Raw genomic sequence first — 15,820 nt, 5'->3', positions numbered from 1 at the left:
CAGGTGGCTGTTGCACAACTCACAATGGTTGATAACTATAATTTTTAAAGAAAGTTGATTTTGTGGAAATTAGTTCATGCAAGGCAAGAAAAAATATCAGGAAAAGCTCTTCTTAAATTTCCAGCTTTCATCCGCTGTTCCCGAAGACAATTTTTACAGGAGATTAAACCAACTTATAGATTTTACTTTTTTATATAAAGCCACCGCCAAATATTATGGATCGGAAGGTCAGCGAAGTATTGACCCTGTTGTATTTATGAAGTTGATGCTAGTTGGTTATCTTGAAAACTGTAATAGTGATCGTCGCATTATTTCTATTTCTAAAATGCGTTTAGATATCCTATATTTTATTGGCTATGATATCGATGAGGAACTCCCCTGGCATAGTACTTTAAGTAGAACCAGGCAGCTTTATGGTGAAGAAGTGTTTATGGAATTGTTCAAAAATGTCTTAAAGCAGTGTGTAGATAAGGGAATGGTATCCGGTAAAAGACAGGCAATTGATGGGGTTTATGTAAAAGCAAACGCCTCTTTTGACAGTATGGTATCCAGAGAAATCATGAATGATGCAGAGATCTTTGGCAAGGAACTGGCCGAAAATGAGCAAGATGAATCTGCATCGATTGTTAAGTTAGCACCAGCAAAAGAACCTAAACAAAAGCAAAATCCAGCAAATGAAACACATTATAACCGAAATGATCCTGAAGCTAAGATTTCTGTAAAACCAGGAAAGGCAGTTGCATTAAATTATTTAGGACAAGTTAGTGTAGACACCTCTTCTCACACCATCACCCATATCCAGGCTTTTCCTGCAGATCTTCGGGATAGTGATTGCCTTCCGGAGGTCGTTCAGCAGCTTAAAGACAATCTTCAGGGACTAGGTATGACACTAGAGGAAATCGTAGCAGATACAGGTTATAGTAGTGGAAAAGCCCTCCAGTCACTTGAAGACAACAATATTAAAGGGTATATACCAAACCGTGCCTAGTTCATTTATGAAAGGGCGGACTTCCCATACAATAAAGAGGGAGATTATTACCTGTGCAGAAACAACAAACGTTTAACCTATCGTGGAACTTATCAGTTTGGTAAATATTATAATAGAGAATATCGTTTAGACAGGTCAGGATGTAAAAATTGCAGATTTCAAGCAAGCTGTACTGCTTATGGGAAGCACAAAACACGAATTCGAGAAACTATTGATCGACCTTATTATGAGAGAATGCATGTAAGAATGCAATCTTATCAGGCCAAAATAGCAATGAAGCAACGGCAAAGTACTGTTAAACCAGTAATTGGGACATTAGTAAACTTTCTGGGAATGAAACAGGTAAATACCCTTGGAAGGGTACAGGCAAATAAATGCCTGACGATGGCAGCAATAGCCTACAATCTGAAAAAATTATTAAAACACAACATAACAAGGCCCAAAAATGCTATTGAACAAGTCCTAATAAATCAAAAAAGGGTCATTGATAGTCTAAAAATAATCAAAAATGCCTTAGTGGTACTCATAACTTTATTTACCCAAGAGATGATTCAATTAGTCAAATTTAATACAACACTAAATTGGACCTCTGGTTCAAAATAATTGTCTAAGGAAATTGAATCATTGTGCAACAGCCACGCAGGAAAAAAGGACCATGCCGAGGAGGAACGACGAGACCATGAGCACCTTGACAACAATATACAAATACGAATACACCCCGCCGCTGCGTCTGCTGCTTCGAAAGTTAGTATTTGGGCTTGGCTTGTCTCTACCGCACCAACCAAGTCGGAAAAAAGGTTAACGGGGAGATACTACTTAGGCCGAATGACAATTTAATTCTCTCTGACGTTTGTCCCTCTTGTCCATAGAGTTCAGCGCAGCCTCACCACTGTCCATAGAATTTAGCACAGCGTCTCTACGGATTAGTAAATAAAATCCGGTACATACAGGACAGACTCGTTTCTAAATTATTACCCTTTCGCCTACACAGAGCAGATAAAAATAAACTCAAATTTCATATGTTTGAGTCTATGACCCAGCCACCTATCCAAGCAAATCCGGTACGCCGTATTCTTGCAGCGAGCCTCATAGGCACTACCATTGAGTTTTTCGATTTTTACATTTATGCCACTGCTGCGGTGCTGGTCTTTCCAAAATTATTTTTCTCGGCTTCAGATCCTGAAATAGCAACTCTCGAGTCGCTGGCAACTTTTGCTCTGGCTTTTTTTGCAAGGCCATTAGGTGCAGCACTATTCGGACATTTCGGGGACCGTAAGGGACGTAAGGCAACACTTGTTGCCTCACTAATGACTATGGGTCCATCAACTGTGGCCATCGGACTCTTGCCGGGCTACGCTTCCATTGGCATTGCTGCCCCGATCTTACTGGCCGTATTTCGTTTCGGTCAGGGATTAGGCCTGGGCGGTGAATGGGGAGGTGCTGTATTACTTGCGACAGAAAATGCCCCACCTCATAAAAAAGCATGGTACGGAATGTTTCCACAATTAGGTGCACCTATAGGTTTCCTTTTATCGACCGGCTCCTTTTTTATACTGAGCAGAACCATGAATGAAAGCGACTTTTTCAACTATGGTTGGCGGATACCTTTCTTAGCCAGTGCCCTGCTCGTATTTGTGGGTCTGTATGTACGTTTAAAAATTACCGAAACCCCTGATTTCATGAAGATCGTCGAAAATGATCAGCGCTCAAAAATGCCGGTTAAAGATGTTTTTGTAAAACATACCAAAGCCATTACCTTAGGTACACTGGTCACGATTACCACCTTCCTGCTGTTCTATTTAATGACCGTATTTACGCTGAGCTGGGGTACATCGTCGCTGAATTATACAAAAAGTGATTTCCTGATCCTTCAAATGATCTCCATGCTGTTCTTCGGAATAGGTATCCCCCTTTCTGCCTGGCTGGCTGATAAATACGGACGCAATAAAATGCTAATGGCAGCAAGTATCGGAATCATGTTATTCGGACTTTTTTTCGAGTTTATATTCATCGAAGACAACCTAGTTTTGACGGGAATATTCCTGTCGCTGGGTATGTTCCTGATGGGACTTAGCTACGGACCAATAGGCACTGCGCTGGCAGGGATCTTTCCGGCACCTGTTCGTTATACCGGTGCTTCGCTGGCATTTACCCTTGCCGGGATTTTGGGAGCATCCCTCACCCCCTATTTAGCCACTACCCTGGCACAGAATTATGGACTTGCCTATGTGGGCTATTATCTGACCATTGCTGCAGGACTTTCGCTGCTGGCTTTGCTGGGTTCGGTGAAGATGATGAATGAACCCAAAGATGAAAGCTGAACGCAGAAAGCTAAAAGCTAAAAGCCATAAATAGATACCAGTTAATAAGATGGGTACATAAATAGCACCTCCAGTTTGTAGAGATTCTTCGCTTAAACTACAGAAAGAGGAATACTTTGTTTAAATTAGAGATTGTTGAATCTCCAATGCCAAGCTTTTTTTATTTAAAGAGACCTACACAATTTATATATTAGATAAACATATAGCTGCAATATGAAAGTCATCGTAATAGTAGCCTCAATCATATTCTTCTGCTCCGCATGTAAAAACAAAAAGACAGCGAGTAATGACAAGAATACTGATACAATGACAAATCAACAATCTTCTCATCCTGATAATTTGTCAGCAGATACTACACTCAACTCTGGCTTAGTAAAGATGACAAAAGCATCAGACCCGAAAAAAATGGAATTAGAACCTGATACCCTGTCAGCAGTTATAGATAGTATTGTCTTCAGAATAACTACTGATGGGCGCATTTCCTGGGGCTCAAAAATAAAAGATTCTGTCCGTCTAAATACCGATGCATGGATCGGGAATATTTATCTGGCTATCGTTGATCATCAGAATCTTGTTGTTGTCTATGAAGAAAACTTTGCAACTGAAGGCGGTTCAAGTGCAGAAATGTTTGACATGGCAAAAAAGCAACGCATTTGGGAAGCACCAGTCGCAGGCTTTAACCTCGGCCCTGCTTATATCAAAGACGACTTCGTTTATGTTAATACAATTGGAATGGTTGGTAAACTCAAGCTGAAAACAGGGGATTATGTTTACCGATTTGATGATTTGTACAACAGGGAAACAGCTGCATTTAATTCATTTAAATCAATACAGATCAAAGATAGCCTCGCGTATTTTATATCCAAAAACTACAGATCCCGTACCTATGACACAGTAATTGTGAATGAACTTACGCGCAAGACAATCAAAAATTATAAGATGTTAGATGCTGAACCATCGGGAAGATATGGCGCCAAATGAGATGTCATGGTGGCCCACCACCCATGCGCAGAATTAAGGAATAGCCTATGTGAGCTATTATCTGACAATTGCCGCGGGACTTTCGCTGCTGGCTTTGCAGGGTTCGGGGAAGATGGTAAATCAGCATTAAGCTGAAAGCAATTGAACAGGCCATTAAAAGAATACATGAATAGCATTATCAAATAACAACATGAGAAATTTAATTTTTTTTATGCACACTTCACTTGATGGTTTTGTTGCAGGACCTAATGGAGAATTGAATTGGGCAAAATTAGACGATGATATCTTTGACTTTGTTGCTACAATGACAGACAAAGCCGACACAGCACTTTACGGTCGGGTAACTTATCAATTGATGGAAAGTTATTGGCCCACCGCTGCTGATCATCCAAATGCTTCAAAACACGACAAAGAACATGCGGCCTGGTACAAAAAAGTATCCAAACTTGTTTTATCAAGGACAATCAGCGAAAAGGGACTTGAAAATACCATTGTTATTAGCGACAAACTAGTAGACAACATCAATAAAATAAAGAATCAGGAAGGGAAGAATATATTAATCTTTGGAAGTCCGACTGCGTCTCATTCCTTACTAAGTGAAGATCTGATTGACGAGTTTTGGCTATTTGTTAATCCGGTCTTACTGGGACAGGGCATTCCTTTATTTAAGGGTATAAGGGAAACGACTAAGTTGAATCTTATAGAAACGAAATCATTTGCCTGTGGAGTGATTGCACTACACTATGAGAAAGCCAAAAGTTGAAAGCTGAAAGGTAAAAGCTCGTAAAAAGAGAACATTGAAAATATAATTCAATAAAAAATATAGAAAATGACAGAAAAAAAGCTCTCAGAATTAACAGACGAAGAATTATTGCAGGAAGCGAAAAAAATGAAATCAAATTCAATTATGAATGCTGTATTAATTGGATTTCTTGTTGGGATTGTTGTTTACAGTGTTGTGAAAAACACTTTGGGATTGGTGACACTAATCCCTCTGTTCTTAGCATATAAGCTGGTCAATAAGTCGAACTATAATAATCAGGAATTAGATAGTATTTTAAAAGATCGGAAGTTAAAATAGACAAGAGTTCAAGATTCAATTTGCCTAATCAAATTTACTCCTCCTGATAGTTTTATCATTACTACATTTTGGCGCTCCTTCTACAAGACCACTACTCATCAAGAGTTATTAATCCAACGAACAAGAAATTTATTTTATTTGATAATTAATGTATATTTATTGTTTATCAATAAATAATTATTATTTTGCGACATAAAATTAAATTTTTTAAATGATGGAAAAGAAAAACAATTACGTATTTACCTTCCTGAGTATTGTGGCCTGGGTAATTTTCGTTGGCTTGTGCATTGAAGCCGGAGCTTTAATTGTGAATTTTTTATACAGTTTGTTTAAGCCACAAATTATCCAAAACTTATATCAAAAGCTGGACTTAAGTGAACTCTATACAATGAGCAAATGGGCTTATTTCAATATGTACACCTTTATCCTGGCCATTTCGATTTTGAAAGCATACTTATTTTATCTGGTGATAATACTAATCAGCAAACTAGATCTGGCAAGACCATTCAACAGTTTTGTTTCAAAACAAATAACCCAAATAAGCTACTTTACACTTTCCATTGGATTATTAAGCTCCTTAGCTCAACATACAACCAAAAATTTAATGCATCGGGGATTTGAAGTTGATACACTGGACAGGTTTTGGGCAGACAGTGAGGCCTTTATTCTGATGTCAGCGATAATCTATATTATTGCGACCATTATTAAAAGGGGAATTGAAATCCAAAATGAAAACGATTTAACAGTTTAATCTATGCCGATCATTGTAAACCTGGATGTGATGATGGCAAAGAGAAAAATATCTCTGAATGAACTTTCCGAAAAAGTTGATTTGACATTATCCAATCTTTCAATCTTAAAAACCGGAAAGGCAAAGGCAATCCGATTCAGCACTTTAGATGCAATATGCAAAGCCCTGGATTGTCAGCCCGGTGACATTTTGGAATATGATAATAAGGATAAAGGAATATAATATTGATTTTCAGATCAGATTAACCCAATTTAAAATCAGAGGAGTCGGAAGACTCCTCATCATTTGACAATCCGTAGAGGCGCTGCGCTAAACTCTACGGACAGTCTGCGACAGTCTGCTATTTTTCAGCTTTCGGGTTTAAACCCTTTTATGAGTAGAATCTTCATTCATAGCAAATAAATTAATTTTATAATTGCATTTAACACCCTTTATAAATGTGTGGCAGAGTTTCAACTTCAGATCAGGAATTTATTGCAAGGAAGCTGCATCTTAAATATGCTGATCAATTAATTAAACCGGGAAGTATCAACCTGCCTCCAACGCTTGAGCTACCTGTAATTACAGATGAAAAACCGGAAGAACTGCAATATTTTTACTGGAGTTTAATCCCATTTTGGGCTAAGGAGAAACCCAAATTCAGCAGTTTTAATGCACGCCTTGAAAATCTGCAGGAATCGGGAACATGGAAGAATTTATTAGGCAAACGCCACTGTGTGATCATAACTGATGGATTCTATGAATGGAAAAAGTTGAATGAAAAGGGAAATCTTAAACAGCCTTTCCTGATCAGGATGAAAGATCAGCAATTTACCCTTATGGCTGGACTTTGGGATTCCTGGACCGATAAATCTACAGGTGAGATCATAAACAGTTGTACCATCATTACCCGTAGCCCAAACGAGTTCATGAAAAGCATTCATGATCGTATGCCCTGTCTTTTAACTGAGAAATCGGCCAAACTTTGGATCAGCCGGGAAATGCCGCTGGATGAAAGGTTGCAAGTATTGGAAGCCATCCCCGATCAGTTATTGGAAAAAGCTGCAATAAATAGAGTTGGAGATTCAGAGGAGTATGAACAATTGTTTAAATCATAGGAATTCCTGTTCATATTATGGCAATGTTCGCAAATCGGTATGTTCTGTCAGACTAAACAATCCGTAGAGGCGCTGCGCTAAAACTGTACAACAGCTATTAAACTCATCTGATGACTCAAGTCATCCGATGAGTTTAATTGATTATTTGTGAGGATAATAAATTCAGTCTTGGTTTTAATGATGCAATTTGTTGAAGGTGAAATCGATCACGTATACAATCGCAGTAATAATAAACAGCCTATTTTGTTCAATAGGGAGCATTAATGTCCTACTGAAGAGGTTACAGTGGTTAAAGAAAAGATTTCTCAGTGCAATATTGAATGGCTGTTGTATAGTTGTGAATGCTATTCCCAGGAAATATGAATCATAATTACCATTCATAAAATCTGCAGAGTTTAACTCTTTGAAATTGAGCTTCACATCCACCCTGGTTTAAGATTAGTACTCGGAGATGATTTGACTCAAAATACCCTATTAAAGACATTATCCTTGCCCCTTTATCCACCGCCAATTTTAACACCTTATAAATTCAATTTCAAACTGATTTCAAAATTACCATTCGTATAATTACTAAATGCTGATGTAGAGGTTGTGTACATTCCCATAATGGCAAACGACTGGTAAATCATCCCTAAACCAAAACTGGAACTCTTTGAACTGTGATACATGCTGAAAAAGTTGACCTTGTCCAGATAACTAAAATTAGCTCCTGCATCAATAATATTGTCAAAGCCTTTTACACCGCGATAAGCAATCTTTGGCTCCAGATCAAATTCTGACCCCAAAACCATTTTATAGCTAATTGCCGAAAAGAAGGTAGAACGGTCTAAGGTGTTTTGAATCAGGTCTTTTTTGAAAACACTCTTAAGATTTGGAAAGGCTGCCTGTATATTCAATTTATTGCTGCTATAGGCTATACCAAAATCACCGTCGAGATAAGCTTTACGGTTATTGTAATTTCCCAACTCGGTATCGTTTGGGTCTCCGTTCAAATTTTCACTCATAATACGCTCGCTCAAAACACCCATTGAAAGACCGAAGGATAATTTACTACTAGCGTTTTCACTCAGGGGTAAATGATAAGCATAACTCATCAAAGCGCGAGTTCTTTGCAATAATCCTGCTTCCTCATTATACACATTAAGTCCTAAACCTGCTTTTGGGGTCATTGCATATTCAACAGTAACAGACTGAATGGATGGACTGCCCGGAAAGCTTGTTAATTGTTTACTGTAGCCGGCATTCAGGATTAGACCATTGTTGATACCTGCAAAAGAGGGATTAGCAAGGTACTGATTCTGGAAATACACTGATCCCATTGGATTTAACTGCGCAGAAGCCTGATTCACAGTAAATGTAAACAGAGCTAATGTCAATTTATTGATTATATTTCTATATGTTCGTTTCATGTTTATTGCTTTATACTTGTAAATCCGCTTACTGAATTTCGGGTTCAGCTTATCAGTCTTAAAATATTTCCTATCTATTTCCCACAATACTGACAAAGCCTTTGATACGTCCTCCATTTCCAAATTCAAGAATATAGTAATACGTATCATCCTTTAAGGCAGAGCCATTTAATGTTCCAACCCAGTCATTCGTATAGTTTTTCTTCACATAAATTTGTCGGCCTCCACGATCAAAGATCCTTAGTGTATTGTCTGGAAACATATCCAGGTTTTTGATTACAAGTGCATCGTTCTTACCATCACCATTTGGGGTCATAACATTGATTCCTTCCACAGCCTGAAAATCATCTAATACATTCACAGTAAAATTTTGGCTAGATGTACATCCGGATGCATTTGTTGCCGTAACGGTATAGGTAGTAGTAAGTGATGGCCTCACGCTCAGGGCTGCTGTATTTTGTCCGCCGATGATACCCGAAGCTGTTGACCATGTATAACTTGTACCGCCTGTTGCGGTAAGCACCGTTGTTATACCCTTACTTATCTCTGATCCGGAGCTGCTGCTAATGGAAATCATAGGTATGGGATTAACCGTAATGGTAAACGTTCTGCTGAAAGTATCTGTTCCACCGAAGTCTGTTCCACCGTCATCTTTGACCGTAAGAGTTACTGTTGCAGTTCCTGATGCACCCGGATTGACAGAATAACTCAGGATACCTGTGCCATTACTCCCTGAGGTTACAGTCATGGTACGGAACAGACTACTGTTACTGCTGCTTACTGATAAGGTAACTAGCTGGGCAGCTTCAGTGCCGGGTGTAATGCCACTCAAGGAAATGTTTTGTGTCTGAGACGTGAAACAGATCAACTGATTGGCAATAGCAGCTAATGTAGGAGCTAAATTACTAACCGAAACAACTGTTAAAACTCCATTCACATAGGTGATGTCATAATTATTTGATACAGCACCAGAAGGACTGATCGGATAAGTACCCGCTGAAGACAATAATGTTGCTGTTGTACTGAATACTGGTGGTACGCTTAGGTTTGCCTCCGTCTCAGCATTCACAAAACCAGTATAAATACCGGCAAATACAGGATCAGAGGTTCCCATGTTCCGCGTTTTATTTAGTGCTGTAATAGTTAGCGGGGCTTTAGTAATCAGAATATTTCCTGGAGTATAAGTAATGGCATAGTTAGCTGCCACGAATGTGCCCCCTGTAGCAGCACCGGGAATTACCTTACCGGTATATATGCCAGCAGCATCAGTAGCCGTATTGCCATTGCCGGCTCCGGCTGTGTAAGCAATGCTTACTGAACCAACGGTTTCTGAATTCACTAAACCTGTTGCAGTAAAGGCGGCAGAGCCGGTTCCTCTCGTTAAGGTTGTGCCATAGGTTTTGCTGGCGTTCGCAGCGGTAATGCTCAATGTTGCAGGAGTAACAGCGATGTTCCCGGCTGAATAGCTGATCGTATAGTTAGCTGCTGTAAAGGTTCCCCCTGTTGCTGTTGTCGGGGTCACTTTAGCAGTATAGATTCCCACAGCATCAGTAGCCGTATTGCCGTTGCCAGCTCCGGTTGTGTATGCAATGCTTACCGAACCAATGGTTTCTGCGTTCACTAATCCAGTTGCAGCAAAGGAGGTAGAGCCGGCGCCTCCCATTAAGGTTGTGCCATAGGTTTTGCTGGCGTTCACAGCGGTAATGCTCAATGCAGCTGGAGTAACAGCGATGTTCCCGGCTGTATACGTGATCGCATAATTGCTTGCTGTAAATGTGCCGCCAGTTGCAGCTGATGGAATTACTTTAGCAGTATAGGTTCCCACGGCATCAGTAGCCGTATTGCCGGAGCCGGCTCCGGCTGTGTAAGCAATGCTAACAGAACCGATGGTCTCTGAATTCAATAATCCTGTTGCAGTAAAGGCGGCAGAGCCGGCGCCTCCCGTTAAGGTTGTGCCATAGGTTTTGCTGGCGTTCGCAGCGGTAATGCTCAATGTTGAAGGAGTAACAGCGATGTTCCCGGCTGAATAGCTGATCGTATAGTTAGCTGCTGTAAAGGTTCCTCCTGTTGCTGTTGTCGGGGTCACTTTAGCAGTATAGATTCCCACAGCATCAGTAGCCGTATTGCCGTTGCCGGCTCCGGCAGTGTAAACAATGCTTACTGAACCAATTGTTTCTGAATTTTGAAGTCCGACTGCTGTAAATGCTATTGAACCTGCTCCGCCTGCCAAGGTTGTACCATATGTTTTACTAGTATTAGAAGCAGTAATGGTCAGTGGAGCCGGGCTTACGGTACTCGACACCGTGGCAATATTTATTGACGTTGTACGAGTACTGCTGCAAACTATATTTCCTGAATAAGCACCTATGATAAGGTTAGCAGCCAAACGTACATATACTGTGGTTGAAGGAATCGTGCCGGCTGCACCTACAACAATTGCCGTTCCGCTACCAGCATATCCTGATGCTCCACCTGCTGTTTGAGATACTTCATAGCCCACCGGTGGAGTTATGGTAACGCCAGCCTGCATATTTGTTCCTGATACTGTAAAACTTGTGGGACTTGCTGATGCTACTCCGTAAGTGGTGTTTACGGCCGATAAGGCACCCGAAACATTCAGAACTACCGGGTCATTTCTAAGTATGGAAATTGAATTAGCATCATAATTGGTTACAAGCAGATCCGGCTTACTATCGCCATCCATATCAGCAATAGATACATAATTAGGTCCGGCGCCTGTTGGTAAGGCCACTTGTGGTGCATAACTGATAGTACCCGAACTACCTGTATTTTGTAGAATAGAAACGGTACTGTTTGTGTAATTTGAAGTAACAAGGTCGTTTTTCCCATCGCCATCCAGATCTCCAACCGCAACGTTATAGATGCGTTGCCCGATAGCAATATCACTTCTGCCAGCAAATGAAATAGTTCCCACTACACTCATGTTTCTGAAAATAGAGATATTATTGGAAGATAAATTACCAGTTACTAAATCCGATTTTCCATCTCCGTCCAAATCGCCGATGGAAATTGAATAAGGTGTGGTAACTGCGAAATCTTGTCTCGCGTCAAAACTAACATTCCCGACAGTACTTTTATTACGAAATACCACCATACTATTTGCCTCAAAAGCGGAAGCCGCCACATCCGGTTTTCCATCTCCATCCAGATCACCAACGGCTACAGAATAGGGTTTTAAACCAGTATTTAAATCTACCCTTGCTGCAAAGCTGATACTTCCTACCTCCCCGGTATTTAAAACAATTGACACGGTATTGGCATCTTTATTTGCTGTAACCATATCGGCCCTTCCATCCCTGTCAATATCCCTGATCACTACGAAAAACGGACAGGAACCAAGTGCAATATCCACCTTGGCAGCAAAGCTGATATTGCCTGTGGTGCTCGTATTGCGAAATACAGAAACAAGATTACTATTATAACTTGTTACCGCCATATCCGGTTTACCATCCCCATCGATATCGCCAATGGCAACACCCTGAGGAGCTTGCCCTGTTGTTAAAGTGATACCCGCTGCGAAAGAGGGATTGCCCAGACTGCCGTTATTTAGAAAAACAGAAACGGTATTGTCAGCCTGATTGCTTGCAGCCATATCCGGTTTACCATCGCCATCCAGATCGCCCATGGTGACATAGCCGGGGTTAGTACCCGCTGTAAAATTCACTCGCGGAACAAAATCAGTAAGATCGATACTGCTTTTTACAGGAATAAATATTGGTAGAAAAGCTTTCTGACTATATGCGGTTAAGTTTGTTCCGGTATTTAAAACACTGATCACAGAATTGGTAGCCCCTGCGGGCACTGTTACCGTTAAAGTGGTAGCATTTGCCATTGTAACTGTTGCTTTGGTTGCACCAAAAAATACTATGTTATTGGCAGGGGTCGTATTAAAGTTTGTACCACTAATCGTTACCGCATCACCTGGTTTGGCCTGTAGAGGACTAAAAGAGGTTATTGTGGGTGGCGGTGGCAAGACGGTAACCGTAACGGAACCTGCATTGCCACTGTATGCGGTATTGCCGCCATCTATGCCAGCCATTGCGCTCATATATAAAGCAGAAAAACCTACTTCTGTATTGTTAACATAAGAAGTACCTCCTGGAGCAGAAGTGCCTGGTGCCGCCCCATTACCCCCAATATAACCGCCACCGCCACCGCCGCCGCCTGGAGTTGATGGAATCCTGTTCGCTACCCCACCACCGCCACCGGCCCCAAAACCACTAGCGCCATTTGAACCATTCACGGCCGATCCTGCTGATGCAGCTACATAATTGGCAATAATGCCCGGAGATCCACCGTTGGTATTGTTCCCTGAACCACCACCAAATCCTGCGCCTACCCCTCCTCCACCGCCGCCACCAGCAACATCTCCCGTTCCGCCAGCAGCAGTTTGTGTACCATTATAATTAGTTATACTACCTCCAAGGCCGATTTCAGTAAAGCCTCCACCACCACCTCCACCGGCTACTACCAAAAGATGAAAATTACCGAGACGGTTTACGATGACTGCGGATCCTCCTCCACCTCCTCCAACCGGAGCATGATCATATTGTCCAGCAGCTCCTGGTACGACATAAACAGTATCATCTTTTAATAAATAAAAATCAGCAGTAATGGTTGCGCCTGTTCCGCCCCAGTTTCCATTTGCTGATACGGCACTGGGGTCTCTTACATCGCCATTTAATTTACCACTTCCAGCCCCACCCTTCACTGAAAATTGATATCGACCATCAGCATTTACGACGAAGTTCTGTTCACTTGTGTAGGTTTGCCCCTGAACGGTATTTGCTATTAGAAATAAACACACCAATAGCAGGCAATAAGCAATACTAGGTTTAATAAGTCTTTTTGAGAATGAAGCTTGCGAATTTCTTTCCATGCTGCTTTAAATTTGATTGATGCGTTTTTCGAAGTACCACCACACCATTGCCATCGCTGTTAAAGCGACAATAACAATAATGATGAACCATTTATAGTTTTTTAACTGATTCATTGAGCAAAAATCAAAACTTAGGCCTGCTTTTACTAGGAATGTGGGCGGACAAAAAACGGACAATTAAGAAAGAGAGAGGCATTAGGGGCGTGACAGTGTAAAATATGAGGAGATTTAAGAGCCGGGGGGAGCGAAATTAAAACAGCCTAAGCCTTAATACCTAAGCCAAATGCCTAGTACCTAATACCTAAAAACTAATACCTAAACCCAAGTCAAATTCCTAGGTTAAACTATAAATGAAGTCTTCCAATTTGGCTCCGGTTTCCAGATTCAGACGTTGCTTTAACCTGCGTTTGCTTCTGCCTACACTCTCCTTGCCAATGCCCAAAGTATTGGCGATTTGATTGCTTGTAAGTTTCAGACACAAAAGTGTAGCTAAGCGCTCTTCGGCTGGATTTATCGCTGGAAGTATTTGTTGTAATGATGGTAAAAAATCCGGATAGGCCTTAGAAAATTCTAATCTGAATTTTTCCCATTCTGTATCTGTAACCAGCGTATATTGTAAAAGGCTTTCGTTTAACTGCTTGTTATCAAATGCCAGTTGCTTTTGAAGTTTAAATATTAGGTTTTCCTTCTCAATAATATTCTCTTTAAAAGTTACTATTTGGCTTCTTGCTTGCTCGGCCTTCTGCTCAGCGAGCTTTCTCTCCCTTTTCAAGGTTTCAGCAACATGTTTTTGCCTGAGCATTTTTCTGTTGTAAAAAAGCAAGGCAATAACGGTTAGGAGAACAATAGTCACCAGGATGAGATTTCTGATTAAACGCTGGTTCGAAATGGTCGTTTCTGCTTCATTTAAGCTCGCCTGCATGTTATCAAATGCGATTCGGGCATTCATTGCTGACAATTTACCCTTATTCACCCTTTCGATTAATTTGTCCCTGTGTTGCTGGTATAAGGCATAATAGGCGAAAGCGCTATCCGTTTGCTTGATTGCGCGGAAAACATCAGCTAATCCTTTACTCGCAATAAACTTTTCGCTTAGCATGTCTTCCTTTGTGGCATATCGATAGCTATTTCTAAATTTATTTAATGCGGTACCATACTCCTTATTTTTAAAATAGACACCGCCCAAACTACTTTCGGCCACGGCGACATTATTAAATGAGTTTAGACGCAAACTGCTTGCTAAATACTCATTAAGCAATGGAATAGCCTTGACAGCTTGATTTTGACGGGCTAAAACCCTTCCCATATTACCTTTAGCAATGGCCAGCCATAGGTCTTGATAGTTAGTATCCGGGTCTGGTATTTTAGTTAGAGTATGTAAGATCTGTTGATAGAAATGCTTTGAGCTATCGAGTTTACCCAACTTAAAGTAAGATGCACCAACGATATCTGTTTGCAGAATCTGCAAGTGTGGGTCAAATGCCTTCCTTTTTTCACTATTTAAGGACAAACATTTAAGTCCGTAATTGATACTTTGTCTGTAATCCTCATTAGTATATAGACCGAAACTTATATTAAAATAACGGTTAGCAACGAACTCAAAATGGGATAAACCAACCTTTTTCTGCAATTCTACTGCCTTTAAATTATATAGTACATAATTGCTGTTTTTTCTATTCAGCTCGGCATATTGGGCATATAGTTCAGCAGTTAACTGATTATCTTTTAATTGGCTGGCCAATTTTATACACTTCAATAGTTTAAGACGGTCTTTGGAAAAATCTGCTTCAGTCCAGATACCCAGTTCAATTTTCCCAAAGACATCATACATCACTGTTCTAATCCACAACCTGTCATTTGGGCGATCTTTTAAATAGGCGTACATCTCATTGACTATCTGGCGATATTCAAGCACATCCTGCTTTTCTTTTAACAGGCTATAGGTCTGTTCCGCTTTATGGGTTTGAGAGGTGTCGGAGGTTTTCCAGGCATTGATATATGGAGCAATCAGGCGACTTTGAGCATTAGCAGTAAAACTCCAGTATAAAAGAAATAATGATAGAGCAGGCAATATTTTCATTTATCCGGAAAGACTAAATAACAAAAGTTTTAAAGCAAAAAGGGCTTAAAAGGCAAATGTATCAAATCTTTTGACTATGAGGTTGCTCGTACAAATTTACCTTCTGGCAATTTAGCATAGTTAAATACCTCTACCTTTGTATTAATCTAAAAATAGGAATCCTAAGACTCACTCACTGTTCACTTGTTAAAAATCTAAATATTTCTGACAGA

The 15,820-nt window shown here is 40.4% G+C and carries 12 protein-coding genes; 9 read left to right on the top strand and 3 right to left on the bottom strand.

Translation table 11 applies throughout. The annotated features are described in order from the left end of the window. Nucleotides 1–76: 76 nt before the first annotated feature. The 9 genes from Q8S11_RS03460 to Q8S11_RS03420 all read left to right on the top strand — a co-directional run bounded on the left by Q8S11_RS03460 (nucleotide 77) and on the right by Q8S11_RS03420 (nucleotide 7,219). The gene (locus tag Q8S11_RS03460; protein ID WP_305660692.1) at nucleotides 77–988 is read left to right on the top strand and encodes a transposase; all 912 of its coding nucleotides are present in this window, start codon (nucleotides 77–79) and stop codon (nucleotides 986–988) included. Nucleotides 989–991: 3 nt separating this feature from the next. Further along, on the top strand, nucleotides 992–1,591 hold the full coding sequence (locus Q8S11_RS03455; RefSeq protein WP_371135124.1) for a transposase: 600 nt from the start codon (nucleotides 992–994) through the stop codon (nucleotides 1,589–1,591). A gap of 416 nt (nucleotides 1,592–2,007) precedes the next feature. Beyond that, a complete protein-coding gene (locus Q8S11_RS03450; protein ID WP_305660691.1) occupies nucleotides 2,008–3,309 on the top strand; it encodes an MFS transporter in 1,302 nt (433 codons plus the stop codon). A gap of 213 nt (nucleotides 3,310–3,522) precedes the next feature. Further along, nucleotides 3,523–4,290: a hypothetical protein gene (locus Q8S11_RS03445; RefSeq protein ID WP_305660690.1), complete on the top strand. Its 768-nt coding sequence runs from the start codon at nucleotides 3,523–3,525 to the stop codon at nucleotides 4,288–4,290. A gap of 190 nt (nucleotides 4,291–4,480) precedes the next feature. After that, complete coding sequence (locus Q8S11_RS03440) at nucleotides 4,481–5,053, top strand: dihydrofolate reductase family protein (RefSeq protein WP_305660689.1); 573 nt, start codon at nucleotides 4,481–4,483, stop codon at nucleotides 5,051–5,053. A 66-nt stretch (nucleotides 5,054–5,119) separates the two neighbouring features. Continuing rightward, nucleotides 5,120–5,371: a hypothetical protein gene (locus Q8S11_RS03435; protein WP_305660688.1), complete on the top strand. Its 252-nt coding sequence runs from the start codon at nucleotides 5,120–5,122 to the stop codon at nucleotides 5,369–5,371. 211 nt (nucleotides 5,372–5,582) lie between these two features. Continuing rightward, complete coding sequence (locus tag Q8S11_RS03430; RefSeq protein ID WP_305660687.1) at nucleotides 5,583–6,122, top strand: DUF2975 domain-containing protein; 540 nt, start codon at nucleotides 5,583–5,585, stop codon at nucleotides 6,120–6,122. A gap of 3 nt (nucleotides 6,123–6,125) precedes the next feature. After that, entirely contained in the window at nucleotides 6,126–6,344 is a 219-nt protein-coding gene (locus Q8S11_RS03425; protein WP_305660686.1) for a helix-turn-helix transcriptional regulator, read from the top strand. 215 nt (nucleotides 6,345–6,559) lie between these two features. After that, a complete protein-coding gene (locus Q8S11_RS03420) occupies nucleotides 6,560–7,219 on the top strand; it encodes an SOS response-associated peptidase (protein ID WP_305660685.1) in 660 nt (219 codons plus the stop codon). Between the two features lie 521 nt (nucleotides 7,220–7,740). Here Q8S11_RS03420 and Q8S11_RS03415 read toward each other — a convergent pair. The 3 genes from Q8S11_RS03415 to Q8S11_RS03405 all read right to left on the bottom strand — a co-directional run bounded on the left by Q8S11_RS03415 (nucleotide 7,741) and on the right by Q8S11_RS03405 (nucleotide 15,608). Then, entirely contained in the window at nucleotides 7,741–8,628 is an 888-nt protein-coding gene (locus Q8S11_RS03415) for a PorP/SprF family type IX secretion system membrane protein (protein ID WP_305660684.1), read from the bottom strand. 70 nt (nucleotides 8,629–8,698) lie between these two features. Next, nucleotides 8,699–13,528, bottom strand: coding sequence for an FG-GAP-like repeat-containing protein (locus Q8S11_RS03410; protein ID WP_305660683.1), 4,830 nt, complete (start codon nucleotides 13,526–13,528; stop codon nucleotides 8,699–8,701). Nucleotides 13,529–13,862: 334 nt separating this feature from the next. After that, nucleotides 13,863–15,608: a hypothetical protein gene (locus Q8S11_RS03405; protein ID WP_305660682.1), complete on the bottom strand. Its 1,746-nt coding sequence runs from the start codon at nucleotides 15,606–15,608 to the stop codon at nucleotides 13,863–13,865. Nucleotides 15,609–15,820 lie beyond the last annotated feature (212 nt).

The organism is Daejeonella sp., from assembly GCF_030695525.1.
GTDB lineage: Bacteria > Bacteroidota > Bacteroidia > Sphingobacteriales > Sphingobacteriaceae > Daejeonella.
The sequence above is the reverse complement of the archived record's forward strand: the minus strand, read 5'-3'. Positions and strand labels throughout refer to the sequence as shown.